This window comes from Zunongwangia pacifica, from assembly GCF_023499215.1.
Taxonomy (GTDB): domain Bacteria; phylum Bacteroidota; class Bacteroidia; order Flavobacteriales; family Flavobacteriaceae; genus Zunongwangia; species Zunongwangia pacifica.
In genome coordinates this window covers 36,962-57,030 of record NZ_JAKHSK010000031.1, presented here as the reverse complement: position 1 = coordinate 57,030, position 20,069 = coordinate 36,962, and the positions used below count along the sequence as shown (strand labels likewise).

19 protein-coding genes and 1 pseudogene are annotated in these 20,069 nt (G+C 36.8%); 9 read left to right on the top strand and 11 right to left on the bottom strand.

The genetic code is table 11. The features are described 5' to 3' along the window. From L1967_RS17370 to L1967_RS17345, 6 genes and pseudogenes are all read left to right on the top strand, one after another. A pseudogene (locus tag L1967_RS17370) lies at positions 1 to 105 on the top strand (IS1595 family transposase); the annotation flags it as partial. Between the two features lie 107 nt (positions 106 to 212). Next, complete coding sequence (locus L1967_RS17365) at positions 213 to 779, top strand: transposase (protein ID WP_249602773.1); 567 nt, start codon at positions 213 to 215, stop codon at positions 777 to 779. 51 nt (positions 780 to 830) lie between these two features. Then, positions 831 to 2,414 carry a 4Fe-4S binding protein gene (locus L1967_RS17360; RefSeq protein ID WP_249602772.1) on the top strand — a complete coding sequence of 528 codons (1,584 nt, stop codon included), beginning with the start codon at positions 831 to 833 and terminating at the stop codon, positions 2,412 to 2,414. Beyond that, the gene (locus tag L1967_RS17355) at positions 2,414 to 3,103 is read left to right on the top strand and encodes a cyclase family protein (protein ID WP_249602771.1); all 690 of its coding nucleotides are present in this window, start codon (positions 2,414 to 2,416) and stop codon (positions 3,101 to 3,103) included. Before L1967_RS17360 ends, L1967_RS17355 begins: the two co-directional genes overlap by 1 nt. Before the next feature lie 81 nt (positions 3,104 to 3,184). Then, positions 3,185 to 3,883 carry a glycosyltransferase family 2 protein gene (locus L1967_RS17350; protein ID WP_249602770.1) on the top strand — a complete coding sequence of 233 codons (699 nt, stop codon included), beginning with the start codon at positions 3,185 to 3,187 and terminating at the stop codon, positions 3,881 to 3,883. Positions 3,884 to 3,896: 13 nt separating this feature from the next. Beyond that, positions 3,897 to 5,369, top strand: coding sequence for a cellulose synthase family protein (locus L1967_RS17345; RefSeq protein WP_249602769.1), 1,473 nt, complete (start codon positions 3,897 to 3,899; stop codon positions 5,367 to 5,369). A 565-nt stretch (positions 5,370 to 5,934) separates the two neighbouring features. On the opposite strand, the gene L1967_RS17340 is transcribed toward L1967_RS17345, so the two are convergent. Beyond that, positions 5,935 to 6,417, bottom strand: coding sequence for a hypothetical protein (locus L1967_RS17340; RefSeq protein WP_249602768.1), 483 nt, complete (start codon positions 6,415 to 6,417; stop codon positions 5,935 to 5,937). 402 nt (positions 6,418 to 6,819) lie between these two features. On the opposite strand from L1967_RS17340, the gene L1967_RS17335 reads away from it, so the two are divergent. Continuing rightward, positions 6,820 to 8,250 carry an MptA/MptB family glycosyltransferase gene (locus tag L1967_RS17335; protein ID WP_249602767.1) on the top strand — a complete coding sequence of 477 codons (1,431 nt, stop codon included), beginning with the start codon at positions 6,820 to 6,822 and terminating at the stop codon, positions 8,248 to 8,250. Here the strand turns inward: L1967_RS17335 and L1967_RS17330 are convergent. From L1967_RS17330 to L1967_RS17295, 8 genes are all read right to left on the bottom strand, one after another. Further along, the gene (locus L1967_RS17330; RefSeq protein WP_249602766.1) at positions 8,227 to 8,862 is read right to left on the bottom strand and encodes a lipid-A-disaccharide synthase N-terminal domain-containing protein; all 636 of its coding nucleotides are present in this window, start codon (positions 8,860 to 8,862) and stop codon (positions 8,227 to 8,229) included. The genes L1967_RS17335 and L1967_RS17330 overlap by 24 nt on opposite strands. A gap of 114 nt (positions 8,863 to 8,976) precedes the next feature. Beyond that, positions 8,977 to 9,948 carry a deoxyhypusine synthase family protein gene (locus L1967_RS17325; protein ID WP_249602765.1) on the bottom strand — a complete coding sequence of 324 codons (972 nt, stop codon included), beginning with the start codon at positions 9,946 to 9,948 and terminating at the stop codon, positions 8,977 to 8,979. Next, the gene (gene speB / locus L1967_RS17320) at positions 9,941 to 10,816 is read right to left on the bottom strand and encodes an agmatinase (RefSeq protein ID WP_249602764.1); all 876 of its coding nucleotides are present in this window, start codon (positions 10,814 to 10,816) and stop codon (positions 9,941 to 9,943) included. The genes L1967_RS17325 and speB overlap by 8 nt, the downstream gene beginning before the upstream one ends. Before the next feature lie 66 nt (positions 10,817 to 10,882). Continuing rightward, positions 10,883 to 12,277 carry an arginine decarboxylase gene (locus tag L1967_RS17315; protein WP_249602763.1) on the bottom strand — a complete coding sequence of 465 codons (1,395 nt, stop codon included), beginning with the start codon at positions 12,275 to 12,277 and terminating at the stop codon, positions 10,883 to 10,885. Positions 12,278 to 12,597: 320 nt separating this feature from the next. Then, positions 12,598 to 13,434 (bottom strand): pseudouridine synthase, encoded by an 837-nt coding sequence (locus L1967_RS17310; RefSeq protein WP_249602762.1) that lies wholly within the window; start codon positions 13,432 to 13,434, stop codon positions 12,598 to 12,600. A gap of 108 nt (positions 13,435 to 13,542) precedes the next feature. Next, entirely contained in the window at positions 13,543 to 14,448 is a 906-nt protein-coding gene (locus L1967_RS17305) for a geranylgeranylglycerol-phosphate geranylgeranyltransferase (protein WP_249602761.1), read from the bottom strand. 23 nt (positions 14,449 to 14,471) lie between these two features. After that, positions 14,472 to 15,410 (bottom strand): mevalonate kinase family protein, encoded by a 939-nt coding sequence (locus L1967_RS17300; protein ID WP_249602760.1) that lies wholly within the window; start codon positions 15,408 to 15,410, stop codon positions 14,472 to 14,474. 60 nt (positions 15,411 to 15,470) lie between these two features. Continuing rightward, a complete protein-coding gene (locus L1967_RS17295) occupies positions 15,471 to 16,562 on the bottom strand; it encodes a diphosphomevalonate decarboxylase (RefSeq protein ID WP_249602759.1) in 1,092 nt (363 codons plus the stop codon). Between the two features lie 103 nt (positions 16,563 to 16,665). On the opposite strand from L1967_RS17295, the gene L1967_RS17290 reads away from it, so the two are divergent. Next, on the top strand, positions 16,666 to 17,142 hold the full coding sequence (locus L1967_RS17290; protein WP_249602758.1) for a TspO/MBR family protein: 477 nt from the start codon (positions 16,666 to 16,668) through the stop codon (positions 17,140 to 17,142). Here the strand turns inward: L1967_RS17290 and L1967_RS17285 are convergent. Both L1967_RS17285 and L1967_RS17280 read right to left on the bottom strand, forming a co-directional pair. Then, the gene (locus L1967_RS17285; protein ID WP_249602757.1) at positions 17,104 to 18,354 is read right to left on the bottom strand and encodes a BaiN/RdsA family NAD(P)/FAD-dependent oxidoreductase; all 1,251 of its coding nucleotides are present in this window, start codon (positions 18,352 to 18,354) and stop codon (positions 17,104 to 17,106) included. The genes L1967_RS17290 and L1967_RS17285 overlap by 39 nt on opposite strands. A 24-nt stretch (positions 18,355 to 18,378) precedes the next feature. Next, a complete protein-coding gene (locus L1967_RS17280; protein ID WP_249602756.1) occupies positions 18,379 to 19,044 on the bottom strand; it encodes a glycerophosphodiester phosphodiesterase in 666 nt (221 codons plus the stop codon). A 158-nt stretch (positions 19,045 to 19,202) separates the two neighbouring features. Between L1967_RS17280 and L1967_RS17275 the strand changes: the two genes are divergently transcribed. Then, positions 19,203 to 20,051 carry an SDR family oxidoreductase gene (locus tag L1967_RS17275; RefSeq protein ID WP_249602755.1) on the top strand — a complete coding sequence of 283 codons (849 nt, stop codon included), beginning with the start codon at positions 19,203 to 19,205 and terminating at the stop codon, positions 20,049 to 20,051. Positions 20,052 to 20,069 lie beyond the last annotated feature (18 nt).

Below are 20,069 nucleotides of genomic sequence, written 5' to 3'. Positions count from 1 at the left end.
CTACAGTTATACCTGAATGAATTTATCTACAAACTCAACAGAAGATATTTCGGAGAAAAACTCTTCGATAGGCTCGTTATAGCAGGAATTACAGGTTATGACTAATTGCGGATAATCAAAATCAGGTTTAAAAAAGCAATATTAAGACTATACGGCAAACCAAACCTCACAGGTTTAAGAAACCTGTGAGGTTTAAAAAAACACCGATAAAAATGAAATATGAGCCATTACAAGCCAATAAATTCTACCATATTTACAATAGGGGTAACAATGGTGAAAACATTTTTATTGAAGATAGAAATTACACATTTTTTCTTTCATTGATTCAAAAATATATTTTACCAATCGCAGAAATTCATGCATACTGCTTATTAAAAAATCATTTTCATTTATTAATTAAAACTCTAAACTTTGAAAATAAGATTCTTTCTAAAAGCTTTTCAAATTTATTTAATGCCTATGCTAAAGCTATAAATAAAGCCTACGATAGAAATGGAAGTCTCTTTCAAGATAGGTTTTCAAGAATTCAAATAAAAAATGACGAATACCTAAAACAACTAATTTTATATATTCATCTAAATCCATCACATCATGGATTTACCACAAATTTTGAAAATTATAAATACTCCTCGTTTATTGCAATGATGTCTACAGCAAAAACTCTTTTAAAAAGAGATGATGTTCTAGAACTTTTTGATGATATATCCAATTTCAGGTTTATGCATTACAAACGACAGCAGGAAATCTTTGAGAAAAAGAGTGAATTATATTTAGAATAAAACTCAAGACCTCACAGGTTTTAAAAACCTGTGAGGTCTAAATAATATAAAATGAACAACATCGAACATAATATGTCTATCACTGGGGATGCTCCAAAAAGCATTTCTACGACTCAAAAAATAGCAAGTGCCATTGGCCTTACAGGTTTATTGATTTTGGTTCTTGCGATCGCAAATTTCAATTTCCCGAATAAAAGCTTATTTCTGACTTTATCTTTAGGAATGATCACTCTGGGAACGGTTATTTTCTCTGTAGATGCCTATTGGGAAAAACATGCAGGAATTAAAAACGACGGCGTTTGGTTTAAATCCCTAAGCGGTAAAGGATTTTGGGCCTGGATTCTTGGGATTGGACTTACGCTTTTTTACATGGTGTTGTATTGGTTTCCGCATTATTTGGGATTACATAGCGAAGGTACAAATAGCGGAATCATTGCCTTGTTCGATCCCCTGAGCAAATTTATAAATGGTGGCCCGGCCAGCCAATGGTTCGTTTACGGAACGTTATACACGGTTGCGATCTGGATATTCGGGTTCAAATTTATCCTGAAATATCGCCATAATCGCTACGAGATCATTAGAACCTGTTCGGTGATGTTTTTTCAGTTAGGTTTTGCGTTTTTAATTCCTGAAATTCTTGCGCGACTTAACCAACCTTATTTTGCACCGACAACGATCTGGCCGCTGAATTATGATCTTTTTGCGGGATATCGCTTAGATTCATTTTTATCTGCCGGAAATTTAGGTGTTGCCATGCTTATTTTTGGTATTGTTTCGATCTTCGTGATCACCCCTATTCTCACCTACAAATACGGAAAACGCTGGTATTGTAGCTGGGTTTGTGGTTGTGGCGGTCTCGCCGAAACTGCCGGTGATCCTTTTAGACAACTTTCTGATAAATCTCAAAAAGCCTGGAAGATCGAACGCTGGGTAATTCATAGTGTATTAGTTTTTGTTACCGTGATGACCATCGCGGTAGTCTATTCGTATCTTGGTGAAAATGCCGATCGATTTTGGCTAACTAAAGATATTTTTCTTTGGGGAAGTGCCGGTTTCCTTACGCTATTTTTTTCGCTCATCATGATTTTTAAAAGAGATCAATTACAAAAAGATGCAAAGTACGGAGCCATAGGTTATTTAGTGGTGATATTAGCGATTATTGGGATTAATTATTTCAGTGGAAACTGGAATATCTTTTTCTTCCCGGCATATAAACTCCGCGAATGGTACGGCTTTTTAATTGGCGCGGCGTTCTCTGGAGTAATTGGTGTTGGTTTTTACCCGATTTTTGGAAGTCGCGTGTGGTGTCGTTACGGTTGCCCTATGGCGGCAATTCTTGGAATGCAGCAAAAGTTATTTTCAAAATTTAGAATTACTACTAATGGAGGACAATGCATTAGCTGCGGAAATTGCTCGGCGTACTGCGAAATGGGAATCGATGTTAGAGCTTATGCTCAAAAAGGACAAAATATTGTTCGCTCCAGTTGTGTGGGCTGCGGAATCTGTTCAGCGGTTTGCCCTCGTGGAGTTTTAAAATTAGAAAACGGAAAAACGGAAGGCAGAATCAACGAAAATGAGGTTTTACTTGGGAACGACGTAGATCTACTGGATCTTCTAAATCAGAAAAGCAACTAATGGAAATCATCGATCTTAGTCAGGAGATTTACGATGCCATGCCGGTTTACAAAGTTTTGCCACAGGTAAGCATAAAAATGCATGCATCGCACGAAGAATGGGAAGGCATCAAAAATCCTGAAAACCCAACTCCCAGTGTTTATTCGCTTAAAATGAGTGAACACACCGGCACGCATGTCGACGCACTAAACCATATGCGTAAAGAAGATAAAGGAAAATCGATCGACACCATGCCTTTGTCTACTTCTTATACTGAAGGGATTTGTCTGGACTTTTCAGCAAAAGGATTAAAAGAGATCATTACTTCAGAAGAAATAAAAAAGCAGCTAAAATTATCGAATCTCGACCTAAAGAAAGGCGACACCTTATTGCTTTGCACCAATCATTATCAAAAACATTTTAATACTGAAAATTGGCCAAATGGCCCGGGAATTTCAGCAGAAGCTGCTCGCTGGCTTGGCGAACAGGAAATCGCAGCTTTTGGTGTAGAAACCATGTCGCCCGGCGTACCTGGAATTTCCAACAAAGAGGTTCATCATATTTGTGGCGAGTTATCTTTTACGCATTACGAAAATATGATCAACCTGGATAAACTGGTGGGACGTGGGCGTTTCAGATTTATCGCCCTACCTTTGAAAATTCGCGGTGGCACCGGTTCTACCGTTAGAGCCGTTGCGATTTTTGAATAGACGACAGCCTAGACCTCACAGGTTTTAGAAACCTGTGAGGTCTAAAGCAAGATCTGGAAATACTGTTTATACCCAAAAGACTTGAAGAAAAACTCCATCATAAAAGTTATTATCCCTGCGTATAACGAAGCAGATTCGATTGCAAAAGTTATTGCTGAAATCCCCAATATCGTCGATGAAGTAATTGTGGTAAGTAACAATTCGACTGATGATACCGAGAAAAATGCTTCAGCTGCCGGTGCGACCGTTCTTCAGGAAAACCGAAAAGGTTATGGTTACGCCTGTTTAAAAGGAATGGACCATATCGCCAAACAATCTCAAAAACCTGAAATCATTGTATTTCTGGATGGCGATTACAGCGATTATCCTTCAGAATTAACCAAAATTATTGCGCCAATTCAGCAAAAAAATATTGATATGGTAATTGGTTCACGGGTAAAAAAATGGCGGGAAGAGGGCTCGATGACGCTTCCGCAGATCTTCGGAAACTGGCTAGCCACCACTTTAATGCACTTATTTTTCGGCGCAAAATTTACCGATCTTGGTCCTTTTAGAGCGATAAAATACGAGAAACTGCTTCAGCTAAATATGGAAGATAAAACCTATGGCTGGACGGTAGAAATGCAACTTAAAGCCATAAAGCATGATTTTATGTATGTAGAAGTGCCGGTGCATTACAAAAACAGGATTGGCATCTCTAAAGTTTCTGGAACGCTAAAAGGCGCTATCTTTGCAGGCGTAAAGATTTTGGGCTGGATTTTTAAATATAGCTTTAAATAGATTAAAAAATAGATTGGATTTAGCGGTTATCATAATATATACACTGGCTTTGCTGGTGATCTTCTTTTACAGTATTTCAGAATTACAATTATTGCTGAACTACTTAAAAGCGAAGAAAAGTGTCGATACTGCTGAAAAATTCGATCTAAATAATCCTGCTGAAATCCCTAAAGTGACCATCCAGTTGCCGCTTTACAACGAAATGTATGTAGTGGAAAGATTACTGCGGAATATCGCTAAGATGGATTATCCGAAAGACAAACTTGAAATCCAGGTGCTCGATGATTCTACCGACGAATCGGTTTTAAAAACCACTGAAATTATTTCTGAAATTCGGGAAAACGGAATTGATATTCAGCATATACAACGTAAAAAGCGAAGCGGATTTAAAGCCGGGGCGCTAAAAGAAGGATTAAAAATCGCAAAAGGTGAGTTTATCGCGATTTTTGATTCCGATTTTATGCCGAATCCAGATTGGCTTAAAAACACGGTTCCTTATTTTAAGGATCATGAAATTGGCGTGGTGCAAACTCGCTGGGCCCATCTAAATCGGGATTATTCGCTACTTACAAAAATCCAGGCTTTTGCTTTAGATTTTCATTTCATACTAGAACAAACCGGCAGAAATTTTGGTCGGCATTTTATCAATTTTAATGGAACAGCTGGAATCTGGCGCAAGGAATGTATCCTAGATGCCGGGAATTGGAGCGGTGACACACTTACCGAAGATTTAGATCTAAGTTATCGCGCACAGCTTAAAAAATGGAAATTCAAATACCTGGAAGATGTTGAAACTCCGGCTGAACTTCCGGTAGTGATCAGTGCGGCACGCTCACAGCAATTCCGATGGAACAAAGGCGCTGCTGAAAATTTCAGGAAAAATTATCTAAGATTGGTTAAAGATCCCAGTGTTTCTTTTGGTACAAAGTTTCACGGATTTTTTCATTTGCTAAATTCAAGCATGTTTTTAATCGTTTTACTACTTGCGGTTTTAAGCGTTCCCGTACTCTATATTAAAAATAATAATCCTGCGTTTAGCTGGTATTTTAATGTGCTTGCCGGTTTCGGCATTAGCACGATCATTTTCTTTTTCTGTTATTATGTACCCTACACCAAAATCTACGGAAAAAGCGTCAAATCTTTTTTTAGTTTTATCGGGATGTTTATCACCTTTTTTGCGGTGGCAATGGGATTTTCTGTACATAATTCACTGGCGGTTTTAGAAGGTCATTTTGGTAAAAAATCAGAGTTTATTCGTACTCCAAAATTCAACGTGAATACGCTTAAAGATTCCTGGAAAGGGAATAAATACCTCTCCGATAAATTTTCAGCAAACATTCTTATCGAAGCTTTACTTTGCCTCTATTTTGCCTTTGCGTTGTATAGCGCTTTTGTGCTAAATGATTTCGGATTAATTGTTTTCCACCTTATGCTTTTTGGCGGATTTGGTTTTGTGGCTTTTAAGAGTATTTTTTCAAAAAGTTAGATTTTAGACCGCTTCGCTTTTAGTAGTTAGAATTGAGACGAGAGATAAGAGACAAATGATTGGAATGACACCGTCTTATAGTAGGACCTCTACGTTTCGCCTGCCTACCGGCAAGGTAGGGTTGAGGACAACAGAATCTTTATTTTAAGAATAAAATAAATTCGTCATTTCGACTGGAGCGCAGCGGAATGGAGAAATCTTATCCAAAACAAAATTTCCAAAAAGAGATCTCTCCGCTCTGCCTGCCTGCCTGCCGGCGAGGCAGGGTCGAGATGACGCAAGCTTCTATTGGTAACAAAATATCGGCTGGAACGCAGCGGAATGGAGAAATCTCTTCCAAATTTAAAATAATAGACGAGAAAATTTGAGTCTATTGTTTAATCTTAAATAAATAGAGGCTGTCTAAAAACATCCAAAAACGTCATTCTGAACTTGTTTCAGAATCTCATCTCATTGATTTAAAAATCTTTATGAGAACCTAAAACAATTCCGATAGCTATCGGAACAGGTTGACTAAAATTGAGTTTTTAGACAGCCTCATACTTCTTATTTTGAGTTTTACAAGCTATTTAGAAATAGTAATTAAGCGAGGATCAGATGTTTCCCATATTAAATCACCATTATACCAGATTTTTTCATTTAGCAGGTTATTATCATTTTCATTAGTTATTATTTTTATCGTGTCGGTCACGGTATTCGATAATTTTAGATAAGAAATATAACTCCCGTCAGACTGCCTGGTACCAAGTCCTGCGATGTATAAAAAATATCTGCCAGATTCGTTTGAAGGCGGATTAATAAACTGATTTTCTAAAATAAGTTCGATTTTCTTATCATTCTCATCAAGTTTATAATAGCTAATTTCTGAATGATCATAGCTATCTGAAAAATCCGGATCTAATAAATCATTATTATCAGCATCTAAAATTTCTAACTCAAATCCTATATCTACATTACAGCAATTTTCAGGATCATCATCGTTACAGGAGAAAATAAAAAGTGAGACGAGGATAATTACGAAAATTGACAGGTGATTTCTTAAATTCAAAATAGGTTAAATTTTATTGTTACTATTAACGAACTATTATAAATATAGCCTTAAAAGGGTTTACTATATAAACAGTAATTCTTACAGTATCAATCTTAGTCGTAGAGTTTCGGGAAATACAAAACTATTATTTTTTGTGTAGTAGTAATACTTAAAGAACATGTTTTATTCAAAACTTAAAAGAGACCCCCAGATGAATTCAGGTAGTTTTCATAACGAGATCATTCCTTAATAAAGCTCTCTTCTTCAAATGGACGGCGAGGTGGTGTTGAGAGGATGGACTTTTTTGGTTCTTTTTTCCTGTTTCTTGTTTCTGTTCCAGAATGTAGTAGCGAAACGTTCTCATTCTTAAAACATATTTTTAACTACATTCGTATTTCGTAATTCTAACTTCTAGTAAAATTGCTACAATTCCTGAAATTCTATAAAATTCCGTTGCTTTTATGTTTAACGGCGGCTGCTTTTTACTGGAGCTTTGCTTACGATCTTGACCGAACGGATTTTCCGAAACTAATAACGCTTTATGCCGGATTGTTTTTTCTGAGCTTTAAACTTATTCAGCTTTTAAAAACACGATTTTGGCTATTGGCAGGTGCAGCATTGATTTTTAGGTTAATTTTTATCCTAGCACTACCCAATCTCTCGCAGGATTTTTACCGGTTTATTTGGGATGGTCGATTACTCGCTGATGGGATTAATCCCTATTTATCCACGCCCAATCTTTTAATGGAATCGGCTCATTTTGGCAGCATTTCTCAGGCTCAGGAACTGGTAAAAGGTATGGGTGCTTTAAGTGCTTCAAATTATACGAATTATCCGCCCATAAATCAGTTGATCTTTGCTGTTGCAGGACTAATTTCAAAAAACAGTATTCTTTTTTCGGTGATTATTTTTCGGGTTTTTATTCTTTTAGCGGAAATCGGAATTCTTTTCTTCGGAAGAAAACTTTTAAAACATCTCAATTTACCGCAATATTATATTTTCTGGTTTTTACTGAATCCTTTTGTGATCATTGAATGCACCGGAAACCTACATTTTGAAAGTGTGATGGGCTTTTTTATTCTGCTAAGTTTTTACTTGTTATGGAAACGAAAATGGATCATTTCAGCTATCGTTTTAGGAATATCGGTTTCGGTAAAATTGCTGCCATTGATGTTCCTACCACTTTTCCTAAAGTTTTTCAGCATTAAAAAAAATACTTCAGAAATTATCGAAAATCGAAGTTTTACCAATCAAATTTCAGCAAACATATCCGACTTAAAATCCATAAAATGGGTAAAGCTTTTAAGCTTTTACGCTATCGTATTAATCACAGTTATTTTAAGCTTTCTACCCTTCTATAATTCAGCATTTCTGACTAATTTTTCTGAAAGTGTAGGACTTTGGTTTCAGAAATTCGAATTCAACGCTAGTATTTATTACATCGTAAGGTGGATTGGCTTTCAAATTAAAGGGTATAACATCATTGCCGATGCCGGTAGCATCCTTCCTGTAATCACTTTTATTATTATCCTTGTGATAAGCCTTTTTAGAAAAAAGAGTAGCTTAAAATCGCTAATTTCGGGGTGCGTTTTTGCGCTTTTCTTTTACTTTTTGTTTTCTACTACCGTGCATCCATGGTATATTGCAACTCTATTATTACTCTCCGTATTCACCAACTATCGATTCCCTATCGTTTGGTCTTTTGTAGCTATTTTGAGTTATTATGCTTACGGAAATGTAGAATTTCAGGAGAATTTATGGCTTGTCACTCTAGAATATATTGTGGTGATTGGCTTTGCAGTTATAGAGGTTTTCTTTCCGAAGAAATTAAGCTTTAGCCTTTTTTCGTGACCTATGAATTATAAAAAGATTACGGATATATACGATACCTCCAAAAAAATGGGCCGATAACAAAACCGGATCGGTCCTAAAGCAGGCATAGGTAAAAATGATGACAGAACCTGTTAAACTCATCACCCAAAATCCCCATGGCAAACTACTTTTATCGTGCCTTTCAGAATAAATCCATTGATACACAAATCGTCCCGTATAAATTATTTGCCCTAAAGTTCCTAAAACCACCAACCATATTGCAATATTATCTCCGGTTAATAATTGCGACCAGTCTAAACGGCTAAAAAATATAAGATACCCCGCTATAACGATTGGCGATAAAATAACGGCAGCTTTAAAGAAAATATTAGAGGGTTTCCACTGATTTTGAAGTTGTAAATTTCTAAAATAGATATAGTAAATAAGCGCCTGACCGATCATAATAGATAAGTCTTTTCGCAAATAACCATATACAAAAAAGAGTATGGCACCAAGCAAACTAAGTTGCCAAAAAAGCGTAGGCGTTTGAACTTTATTTTTTTTCTCTGAGAGTATCCATTGATTAATGAGGCGTGCAGAAAAGCATAACTGCGCTAAAAAACCAATTCCATAAACGATCCACATATTCATCCTCCGCAGAATTAAAAAAAGAAAAGCTGTCCAAAATAAGCCAAATTAGGCTAAAGGACAGCTTTTTTATCTTGTAAAAGTTTGTTAATACTTTACCTAAAATCGATAAACAATTTACATGTCTAAAAGGTAAGCAAAGATTAGCGGTGCTACAATTGTTGCGTCACTTTCTATAATGTGTTTTGGCGTATCGATATCTAATTTACCCCAGGTAATTTTCTCGTTAGGCACGGCACCAGAGTAGGAACCATAACTTGTGGTAGAATCTGAGATCTGACAGAAATAGCTCCAAAATGGCGTATCTGTTCTTTCTAAATCCTGATACAACATAGGCACCACACAAATAGGAAAATCTCCTGCAATACCACCCCCAATTTGGAAGAAACCAATTCCGTTTTTAGAATTCTCGGTATACCAGTCGGCTAAAAAGGTCATATACTCAATACCAGATTTCATGGTACTGGCTTTTAATTCGCCCTTAATCACATAAGACGCAAAAATATTCCCCAGTGTACTATCTTCCCACCCTGGCACTACGATGGGCAGGTTTTTCTCTGCCGCAGCATACATCCAGGAATCTTTAAGATCGATCTCGTAATATTCTTCTAGCACTCCGCTTAATAATAATTTATACAAAAATTCATGCGGAAGGTAACGTTCACCTTGATCATCTGCTTCTTTCCAGATTTTAAAAATATGTTCCTGAATTCTTCTAAAAGCTTCTTCCTCTGGAATACAGGTATCGGTAACACGGTTTAAGCCTCCCTCTAAAAGTTCCCATTCTTCTTTTGGGGTAAGATCGCGATAATGTGGTACACGCTTATAATGTGAATGTGCCACAAGGTTCATTACATCTTCTTCCAGGTTAGCACCGGTACAGGAAACGATCTGTACTTTATCCTGCCTAATCATTTCAGCAAAAATTTTACCAAGCTCGGCTGTACTCATGGCTCCCGCCAGGGAAACCAGCATTTTACTACCGCCTTCTAATTGCTTTTCGTAATCTTTTGCCGCGTCAACAAGGGCTGCCGCATTAAAGTGTAAATAGTATTTTTCTATGAATTGCGAAATCGCTCCTTTATTCATCTTCGTCTTCTTCGTTATAATTTTGATATTTGAACTTATAGCTTAGCATTTTGTAGTATAATTTTGCCGCCAGAAAATCTGAAGATTTCTCGTTTTCATTTGGGCAAAGCTCTACAATATCAAAGCCAACTACATTCTTTTTCTTAAACATTAATTTTAAAAACTCTAAGGTTTCGTACCAGAATAAACCTCCCGGCTCTGGTGTTCCTGTAGATGGTAAGATCGAGGGATCAAAAGCATCAAGATCTATAGTGATAAATACGTTTGGCGTCATTTGACCAATAGCATCGTCCATCCAGTCTTCGTATAGGTCGTGACCAAAATACACCTGATTTTCGTCCATGTACTCGGTCTCTGAAATATCCATAGAGCGAATTCCTACCTGAATAAGGTTGGTCTTTTTACTAGCTTCATGCATTGCACAGGCATGATTGCATTTAGAACCTTCGTACTCTGGTCTTAAATCGGCATGGGCATCTAATTGAACTACGGTAAGATCTTCAAAACTTTCATTAAAAGCCCTAATACTCCCAATAGAAATACTGTGTTCTCCTCCAAAAAGCGTTACAAACTTTTCCTGAGCAATGTAATTTTTGGTAGTTTTATAAACGGCCTCTACCATTTTCTCTGGTGAAGAATTTTCTGTAACGGGTGGTGCTAAATACACTCCTTTTTTATACACCTCAGATCTGGTTTCTATATCGTATACTTCCATATTTTCTGAAGCTTCCAAAAAAGCATCTGGCCCTTTATCTGCGCCTTTTTGCCAGGTACTGGTACCATCATAAGGAACAGGAATTAATACCACCTTCGCCTCATCTATCCTGGCATATTTATCGGGTATACCGGCATAATTCTTTTTACTCATTTTAATCTAATTGGTTTAATAAGAAATAGTTGATTGTTTTAAAGATATAAATTTTAGTTCTCATATTTAGTCATAGCCTAAAATATCTAACATATCCTCGGCTTTTTGCTGCTCACTAAATAATTTGGTAAAAATCTTACCATTTTCATCTTTATCGATAAGCAAATGTTTTGGTTGCGGAATTAAACAGTGCTGAAGTCCGCCAAAACCTCCAATGGTTTGCTGATATGCTCCTGTATTAAAAAATCCTATGTAGAGTGGTTTATCTTTTTTAAATTTTGGGAGATAAATTGCATTGGTGTTTTGCTCACTGTTATAATAATCGTCACTATCACAGGTTAATCCTCCTAAAAGTACACGCTCGTACTCATCATTCCAACGGTTAATGGCAAGCATCACAAACTTTTTGCTAATCGCCCAGGTATCTGGCAATGTCGTTATAAAAGAGGAATTTATCATATTCCACTTTTCACGGTCGTTTTGCTGCTTTTGGTATAAGATTTCATAAATCGCACCACCACTTTCCCCTACGGTAAAGCTTCCGAATTCAGTAAAAAGGTTTGGCACTTCTACATCTGCTTCTTTGCAGGCAAGTTGAATCTGATTAATGATTTCCTCTACCATATACTGGTAATCATAATCAAAGGCCAGGGAATTTTTTATAGGAAAACCTCCACCAATATTTAAGCTATCCAGTGTGGGGCAAATTCGCTTCAGGTTAATATACACCTTAAGACATTTGTTAAGCTCGTTCCAGTAATAAGCAGTATCCCGAATCCCGGTATTGATAAAAAAGTGAAGCATTTTTAGGCTCACTTTGTCATTATCTTTTATCGATTGGTTGTAAAACGGAACAATATTTTTGTAGCCAATCCCTAATCTGGAGGTGTAGAATTCAAATTTTGGTTCTTCTTCAGAAGCTATTCTAATTCCTACTTCAAAATCGTCATTTATGCGGTCTTCCAACAGGCTTAACTCTTCATAATTATCAATAATCGGAATACAGTTTTTATGTCCGTTATTAATTAATCGCCCAATATTGGCCACATATTGATCGCGTTTAAAACCATTACAAATCACATAAGCATCGTCTTTCAGTTTTCCGGAAGCCTTTAATTTTTCAATAATATTAATATCGAAAGCCGAAGAGGTTTCAATATGAATATCATTTTTAAGTGCTTCGTTCATCACATACTGAAAGTGCGAACTCTTTGTACAATAACAATAATTATAAGTTCCCTTATAACCAAGGTTTTTCATGGCGGTTTTAAACCAGCCTTTTGCACGATTGATGTTGTCTGAAATTTTTGGCAGATACGTGAATTTTAATGGTGCGCCGTATTGTTTTACCAGCTCCATTAAATCAATATCATGAAATTGAAGCTCACTACCCTCTAATTTAAATTCTTCCTGAGGAAAGTAGTAAGTCTGATCGATTAAATCCCTGTACTTGGTATTCAATTTTATAAAAGTAGATTGGTTAAAAATTAAAAATTAGTTATTAATATCACAGTCTGAAAATTCAGATTGATAAAATATTGTTAAGAAAATTTATGACTCGCAAAAACTGAGATTTAGAATTGCCTCTAAACCTAACAACTGACTGAGTTGACAGATACCTGAAGAAAAAAATGTTTTTCAATCTAAAAACACTAAAAAATAAAGCTATTAATTAAAAACTTTTGTCGCCGGATGCTTTTTTTAATCATAGTTGTTACCACCCGTCACGAAACAGGTGGTAAATGTAAATAAAAAAGTAATTGAAAAATTAAAAAAATCAACTACAAATTTCCAAGGTTAATCACCTCTTGTTTGGTAAGTGTTCTAAACCTTCCTCGTGGTAGGTCTTTCTTGGTTAACCCTCCATAAACCACACGATCCAGATTTAGTATTTCGTAACCTAAACTTTTAAATATTTTTTGTACAATATGAGGTTTAGTGCTGGTAAGTTCCATTCCTACCTCACTCTTAGGCCGATCTTTAACGTAACTTACATCTGTTACATTAATCTTTTTACTTTCAATATAAACGCCTTCCCTAATTTTTTCAAGATCCTCCTGCGATAGCGCATGATCTAATTTTATATGATAAATCTGGCGAATTCCGTTTTTTGGGTTGGCAAGTTTCTTGGCTAAAGCACCATCGTTGGTAAACACCAACAAACCGGTGGTTTGGGTATCTAACTTCCCGATAGGATCTAATTTAGCTTTAGAGGCTTTCGCCATAATATCCATTACAGTTAGTCCGCCTTTATGCACACTCCCGGTTACAAAAACACCTTTAGATTTATTCAGTACAAAATATTCTGGCTTATCTGGAGTAATGCTACGGCCATCAAATTTCACCTGATCGGTTAGTTGTACTTTATATCCCATCTCAGTTACAACTTCACCGTTTACCGAAACATTGCCTGAAGCGATATAAATATCGGCATCTCTACGTGAGCAAATACCGGCATTAGCAATATATTTATTTAAACGCATCCCATCTTCACGCTTTTCTAAAGCCGTATTTTTACGTTTTATGGGTGCATTACCACGAGCATACGATTTCTTACGACTGCTACCGCCCTGTCTTCCACTAAATTTTTTCCCTGAAGAATTATCACTTCTGCTCATATCGCTAATTTTTTGCAAAGATACTGGTTCGTATCGATGTTAAAAAATGATTATTAAAAGATTTTGATTTATTTTAAAGTCAACTTACTATAATCTAGGAATTTGCTTTTAGAACACTCTGTTTAAAAGCGTATCAGGATCAATAAGTAAGATACTAAAAACCCCGGCTACAATAATAAATTTCAGGATATTGTGAAGTATCAGGTATTGCCACTTTGTTTTGCTAAAGTAAAGGATCAGCATAAATAAGGCCAACAGAAAAAAGGTGGCATAAAAATAATAATGCATATATCCCACATCAAACTTTTGGGTAAGTAGTAAGGTAGGAATGATAGAAATTAAGAATAAAATCCCTAAAAATAACTTACTCCATTTTTCACCGTAAACAACCGGAATAGTATGATAATTTAATGCCAGATCTCCCTTTAGGTTTTCAAGATCTTTTACCAGCTCCCTCATGGCAATCATCAAAAATAAAAATGCCGCATGAATAAAAATCACCGTTTCGGTATTACGGTAGTACACAAAAACCGCAAAAAATGGAACGATGGCAATGATCGAAGCTACAAGGTTCCCTACAAACAGAATTTTCTTTAAGCGGTGGGAATAAAACCAAATAGCAAAAATATATAAGGAAAAAAATACAACGGTTTTAAACGAAACATAACTGGCAAAAAACACCGCAAACATATTAAGGATAAAGTAAACCGAAAGTTTGGTGCGCTGCCCAACGATCCTGTCCAGCATCGTTTTCTTGGGTCGATTTATAAGGTCTTTCTCACTATCATAAAAATTATTGATAATATATCCTGAAGCGATGACCGTTGCCGTACTTAAAATGAGAAAAAAAAGATTATCATCGAAAAAAACCTCGCGCAAAGGAAGCTTAGGGGCAAGTATAAATGCTGAAGCCAGATACTGGGCAATAACGATCATCAAAATATTATAACCGCGTACCACAGAAAAGAGGCTTAGCATCTTAAGCAAAAAACGCTTATTCATTAGCGAAGCCATAGGCTATACTTTTTCAGGTAAACTTAGAAGGTATATACCACCTCTAGATTGTAATCCTTTAGTGATTTTTTGGCTTTTTCAATATCCTCGGTAAATCCAAGAATATAGCCACCACCACCAGAACCACAAAGTTTTAGGTAATAATCGTTGGTCTCAATACCATTTTTCCAAAGCTTGTGGAATTTAGCCGGAATCATAGGTTTAAAGTTATCTAAAACTACATGAGAAAGACTTTTTACGTTTTTAAAAAGCGACTTCACATCACCTTTTAGAAAATCTTCTACACAGGCATCGGTATGTTTTACAAACTGATTTTTAAGCATCTTTCTAAATGGCTCTTGTTTCATATTTTCCATAAAAATGGAAACCATGGGCGCCGTTTCGCCGGTAGAACCACTATCTAATAGAAATACCGCTCCGGTTCCATTCTCGGTTTGTGAAGGGATTCCGGCCGGCTCGATATTATCTTTAGAATTAATTAAAATAGGAATGCTTAGATAGCTGTTTAAAGGATCCAGACCAGAAGATTCTCCATGAAAAAAGCTTTCCATTTTACCAAAAATCTTCTTCAGCTTTAATAATTTATCCCTGGTAAGATTTTCCAACACCGTAATTTTATCGGTAGCGTATTTATCGTAAATCGCGGCAACAAGCGCCCCACTACTTCCTACCCCGTATCCCTGCGGAATACTGGAATCAAAATACATCCCTTTTTCAATATCAGCTTCTAACGTCGCAATATCAAACTGTACCAGTTCTGGATGTTCTTTTTGAAGTGTGTTCAGGTAATTTGCAAAACGTCTTAAGTGCTCGTTAGACTCTTTTGCCTTTGCTGTAGGCTCTTCTGAAACCTTTAAAGCACCGTTGTAAAAATTGTAAGGGATGGATAATCCTTTGGAATCTTTTATAATTCCGTACTCCCCAAACAATAAAATTTTAGAATAAAATAAAGGTCCCTTCATATACATTAGCCTTTTAGCATTCAGAAATTGAAAACCTGAATCATAGCCATATACGTAAATTTACAACTTTTTTGATCCTTCTCCAATTTCGTCACAAATATAGTGTCCATTTTCACAATAGACAACTAACTCGTTCTTAACAAATTCCAAAATCTCTTCTTTATTTTTAGAAGGATATAACATATGTACGTTTGCACCGGCGTCTAAAGTGAAACAAACCGGAATATTGCTTTCTTCACGTTTCTCCCAAATTTTATGGATAATCGCCAAAGTATTGGGTTTCACCAATAAAAAATAAGGATCACTGCTCATCATCATGGCGTGCAGCGTAAGTGCTTCACGTTCCACAATTTTAATAAACGCTGCTAAATCTCCATTTTTAAAAATAGGAATCAGTGCACTTAAATGATCGTGCGCCTGTTGAAACCTGGCTGCTGCAAAAGGATGCCCATGCATTAAATTATGCCCCACGGTGCTGCTTACTTGTTTTTTGCCTTTGTCGACAAGCAATATAGTATCCTGAAAATCCTTAAAAACATCGGCAATTTTAAACGGATACTGAATACCATAGGCATCACTACTTAATGGGATTTCCTTATGTTCTCCCCACACTACAAGATCACCTTTTATACTTCTACAAGCGCTACCGCTACCTAATCTTGCCAAAAAAGATGCCTTTTTATAGAAAAAATCGTCTTCTATTTTAGGAAACAGGCTTTTTTCTAAACTCATTACACAAAGTGCCAATGCACTCATGCCGCTGGCCGAAGAAGCAATTCCACTACTATGCGGAAATGAATTTTCTGAGACCACTTCAAACCTAAACGCTTTTAAATAAGAACAAAAGGGTAAAATTCGTTTAAAAAAAGTAGCTATTTTGGGTTTAAAACTCTCTTTCTTAACACCTTCAAAGATCACATCGAACTCAATTTCTTCGGAAAGAGTAGCATTCTCAGAAACTTTAACATAGTTTAATGTGGTGGTGGTTTTGCAGTTTTTAAGGGTAAAACTTAACGAGGGATTGGCCGGAATTTGATTTTCCTTTTTCCCCCAATATTTCACCAAGGCTATATTACTTGGGGCTTCCCAGCAAACCGATCCACTTTCTATAGCATTTTTTAAAGATACTGCAATAAACTCCTTATCAGGCATTTTTCTTTAGATTTTCAGCAAATATATGCTTTTAAATTTTCACCTATAAAGGAGGTAAAATTCATTTTTTTTGTTATTTTTAAAGTCAAACCTAACCTAAGTCATGAACTCTAAGCTGCTTATCCGCAGCGTAACAGCCACCGCTGTTTGTCTGGTTTTTGGTTTTTTGGGGATTATTGCTCTTCAAAACGGACTAGACTCCTGGTATGCTGCGCTGCAAAAACCATGGTTTACACCGCCAGAATTTTTATTTGGCCCGGTTTGGACAATCATGTATTTACTTATTGGTATTTCTGCAGGTTTGGTCTGGAACAAAGGCTTTTACCACAAATGGGTTAAAACCGCCCTTTACCATTTTGGGTTTATTTTACTGCTTAACGCCTTTTGGTTTTTATTTTTCTTTGGTCTACACGAACCCATGATCGCTTTAATAGCCATAAGTGCTGTTTTTATATTGTTGCTTATCACTATTAAATGGTTTAAGGTGGTAAATGCGCTTTCAGCCTATCTTCTTATCCCTTATGCCGTCTGGGTGCTTTTCCTAATCGTTTTCACTTTCGAGTTTTGGCGAATTAACTAATTCCCCGGCAATTGCTTTAGCCGCAATATAGCCACCCGTCCATGCATTCTGAAAATTAAATCCCCCGGTAATCGCATCGATATTTAATACTTCTCCTGCCAAAAACAGGCTATCATATTTTTTACTTCGGAAGTTTTTAAAGTCGATTTCTTTTAAATCTACGCCACCTGCTGTAACAAATTCGTCCTTAAAAGTGCTTTTACCATTTACCTGAAATTCTCCCTTAGTCAGCTGAAAAGCTAACTGATCTAATTGCGCTTTTGAAACATTTGCCCACACCTCATCGTCTGAAATAGCTGCCGCCATTACTAATCTTACCCAAAGCCGTTTAGGAAGTTCAAATTGCGCATATTTAGCTACTTTTTGTTTTGCCGAGGATTCTTTTATACCGCGTAATTCTTCTAAAATAGTATCTGGATTAAAACCAGGCACCCAATTTACCAAAATCGAAAATCGGTAATCACAGTCGTTTAGTTCCCTTGCACCCCAGGCCGAAAGCTTTAAAATTCCCGGACCACTCATTCCCCAATGGGTTATAAGAAGCGGCCCTTCACTTTCCAATCCCGAATTTGGGATTTTCACCTCAGCAAACGTAGAAATACCCGCCAAATCTTTAATCCTTGGATCTTTGATATTAAAAGTAAACAACGAGGGGACTGCATTCACCATTTTATGCCCTAACCTCTCCAAAATCTCCCACATTTTGGGATTACTTCCCGTCGCAATCACCAATTTATCGCAGGTAAAATTAGCTTTTGTACTTTCTATTAGCCAGGATTCATCATTTTTTTGAATGTTTTTTACCGGCTGCCCGGTAAGAACTTCGATCCCCAAACGCCGGGTTTCAGAAAGAAAACAATCGATGATCGTTTCAGAATTATCAGTAACCGGAAACATTCTTCCGTCCTCCTCTGTTTTCAATGCTACACCACGCTCTGCAAACCAGCCAATGGTATCGCCAGTCATAAAACGATGAAACGGCCCCAGCAGTTCTTTTTCTCCTCTTGGGTAATTAAGCGTTAATTCTTTCGGAATAAATTCAGCATGGGTCACATTACAACGCCCACCTCCTGAAATTCTCACTTTCGACAACACGATTTTACCACGCTCTAAAATGGCGATTTTTAATTCCCGATTAAAATTCGCCAGATTAATCGCGGTAAAAAAACCGGCGGCTCCGCCTCCTACAATCAATACATCATAATGCGCCATACGTTCCTTTAAAACTATTTTCAGTTATAATCGATCTGGAAAATCAGAAAAAATACCATCAACATCAAGACTTTTTAATTTCTTAATCTTTTCTGGTTTATTTACCGTCCAAACATAGACTTTAATATTGTTTCGATGACAATCTGCAATAAAATCCCTGTTCACCATTCTGTAATAAGGATTTACGGCGACAGCTTTTAAATGTCGCGCCTGTAAAAAGGCCATACTAAGATCATCTTCGGTTAAAACCGCCACCGGAATTTCTGGATTTAAACTGCGCAGGGTCATTAATTCGTTAAAACTAAAACTGGAAATAAGGATTTTTGCCCCAGGGTATTTTTGCAGGCATTTTAAAACCGGCTCGGCCGTTCCTTCCCCTTTTAGTTCGATATTTAAAATTACTTTATCCTGAATAAGCTCCAGTACCTCGGCTAAGGTTGGGATTTGATACCCTTCTTTAGTTCTAAACGATTTAATTTGCGCCAGGCTTTTATCACCCACCATCCCATTTCCTGAAGTAGTATTGCCTAGTTCTTCATCATGAATTACGACCAGCTCCCCCGTTTTACACAGATGCACATCAATCTCGATCATATCTACTTTAAGCGCTATCGCTTTTTTAATACTTTCCAGCGTGTTTTCTGCCACGTGACCTTTGGCTCCACGATGCCCGATTTTTAAAGTTGCCATTTGTTTAGTCTGTTGTTAGTTAGTTTTATTCAAATAATTTTTAGTTCAAAAAATTAAAATCGGCACTCCTTTAGAAATGCTTAGGACAACTTAACATTTTTTTTGCGTTCACCATGATTAAATTGACTCGATTTTCAAATCACTAAATTGCAAATTTTATGAATCATCCAAAAACCTTTCCGCAACAAGATCAAAAACAACCGGGAGATCAGCACAAAATGGAGCCCCAACCCATGGTTATTAGAGACTCCTACAAAGGCAGTGAAAAGCTGAAAGGTAAAAACGCGCTAATTACAGGAGGCGACAGTGGCATTGGGCAAAGCGTCGCCGTACATTTTGCCCGTGAAGGGGCTAATGTAGCCATTATTTACCTTGAAGAAGATGAGGATGCGTTAGAAACAAAAAAACGTATTGAAGCTGAAGGGCAAGCGTGTTTTTTACTGGCAGGAGACATTAAAAACCCTAAGTTTTGCAAAAAAGCGGTAAATGATGTGGTTACAGAATTTGGTAGTTTAGACATCTTGGTCAATAACGCGGCAGTGCAGTTTCCCAAAGATAATATTCAGGATATAAGCATCGATCAGTTAAAAGAAACTTTTGAAACCAATATTTATCCCTATTTCTATATTTTAAAAGAGGCCTTAAACCACTTAAAAGAAAATTCGACTATTGTAAATACTACCTCGGTCACTTCGTATCGTGGCAGTGCCCATTTGTTAGACTACGCCAGTAGTAAAGGAGCTATCACCAGCTTTACAAGAAGTTTATCATCGATGCTGGTGTCAAAAGGAATTCGGGTAAATGCCGTTGCCCCAGGGCCAATATGGACTCCCCTAATCCCGGCTACTTTTGATAATGTTACCAAGTTTGGACAAAAAGTACCCATGGGACGCGCCGGGCAACCGGGAGAAGTTGCACCTGCTTATGTTTTCCTAGCCAGTGAAGATAGCAGCTATATTACGGGGCAAACAATTCATGTTAATGGTGGCGAATTAATAGGAGGATAATTATCAAATCAAGAACCT

Bases quoted from the DNA above. Each gene is read 5' to 3' on its own strand.
- L1967_RS17275 (WP_249602755.1), top strand. From the start codon at position 19,203: ATGAATCATCCAAAAACCTTTCCGCAACAAGATCAAAAACAACCGGGA.
- L1967_RS17305 (WP_249602761.1), bottom strand. From the start codon at position 14,448: ATGGCTTCGCTAATGAATAAGCGTTTTTTGCTTAAGATGCTAAGCCTC.
- L1967_RS17360 (WP_249602772.1), top strand. From the start codon at position 831: ATGAACAACATCGAACATAATATGTCTATCACTGGGGATGCTCCAAAA.
- L1967_RS17280 (WP_249602756.1), bottom strand. From the start codon at position 19,044: ATGGCAACTTTAAAAATCGGGCATCGTGGAGCCAAAGGTCACGTGGCA.
- L1967_RS17300 (WP_249602760.1), bottom strand. From the start codon at position 15,410: ATGAAGGGACCTTTATTTTATTCTAAAATTTTATTGTTTGGGGAGTAC.
- L1967_RS17295 (WP_249602759.1), bottom strand. From the start codon at position 16,562: ATGCCTGATAAGGAGTTTATTGCAGTATCTTTAAAAAATGCTATAGAA.
- L1967_RS17330 (WP_249602766.1), bottom strand. From the start codon at position 8,862: ATGAATATGTGGATCGTTTATGGAATTGGTTTTTTAGCGCAGTTATGC.
- speB (WP_249602764.1), bottom strand. From the start codon at position 10,816: ATGAGTAAAAAGAATTATGCCGGTATACCCGATAAATATGCCAGGATA.
- L1967_RS17325 (WP_249602765.1), bottom strand. From the start codon at position 9,948: ATGAATAAAGGAGCGATTTCGCAATTCATAGAAAAATACTATTTACAC.
- L1967_RS17365 (WP_249602773.1), top strand. From the start codon at position 213: ATGAAATATGAGCCATTACAAGCCAATAAATTCTACCATATTTACAAT.
- L1967_RS17310 (WP_249602762.1), bottom strand. From the start codon at position 13,434: ATGAGCAGAAGTGATAATTCTTCAGGGAAAAAATTTAGTGGAAGACAG.
- L1967_RS17290 (WP_249602758.1), top strand. From the start codon at position 16,666: ATGAACTCTAAGCTGCTTATCCGCAGCGTAACAGCCACCGCTGTTTGT.
- L1967_RS17355 (WP_249602771.1), top strand. From the start codon at position 2,414: ATGGAAATCATCGATCTTAGTCAGGAGATTTACGATGCCATGCCGGTT.
- L1967_RS17285 (WP_249602757.1), bottom strand. From the start codon at position 18,354: ATGGCGCATTATGATGTATTGATTGTAGGAGGCGGAGCCGCCGGTTTT.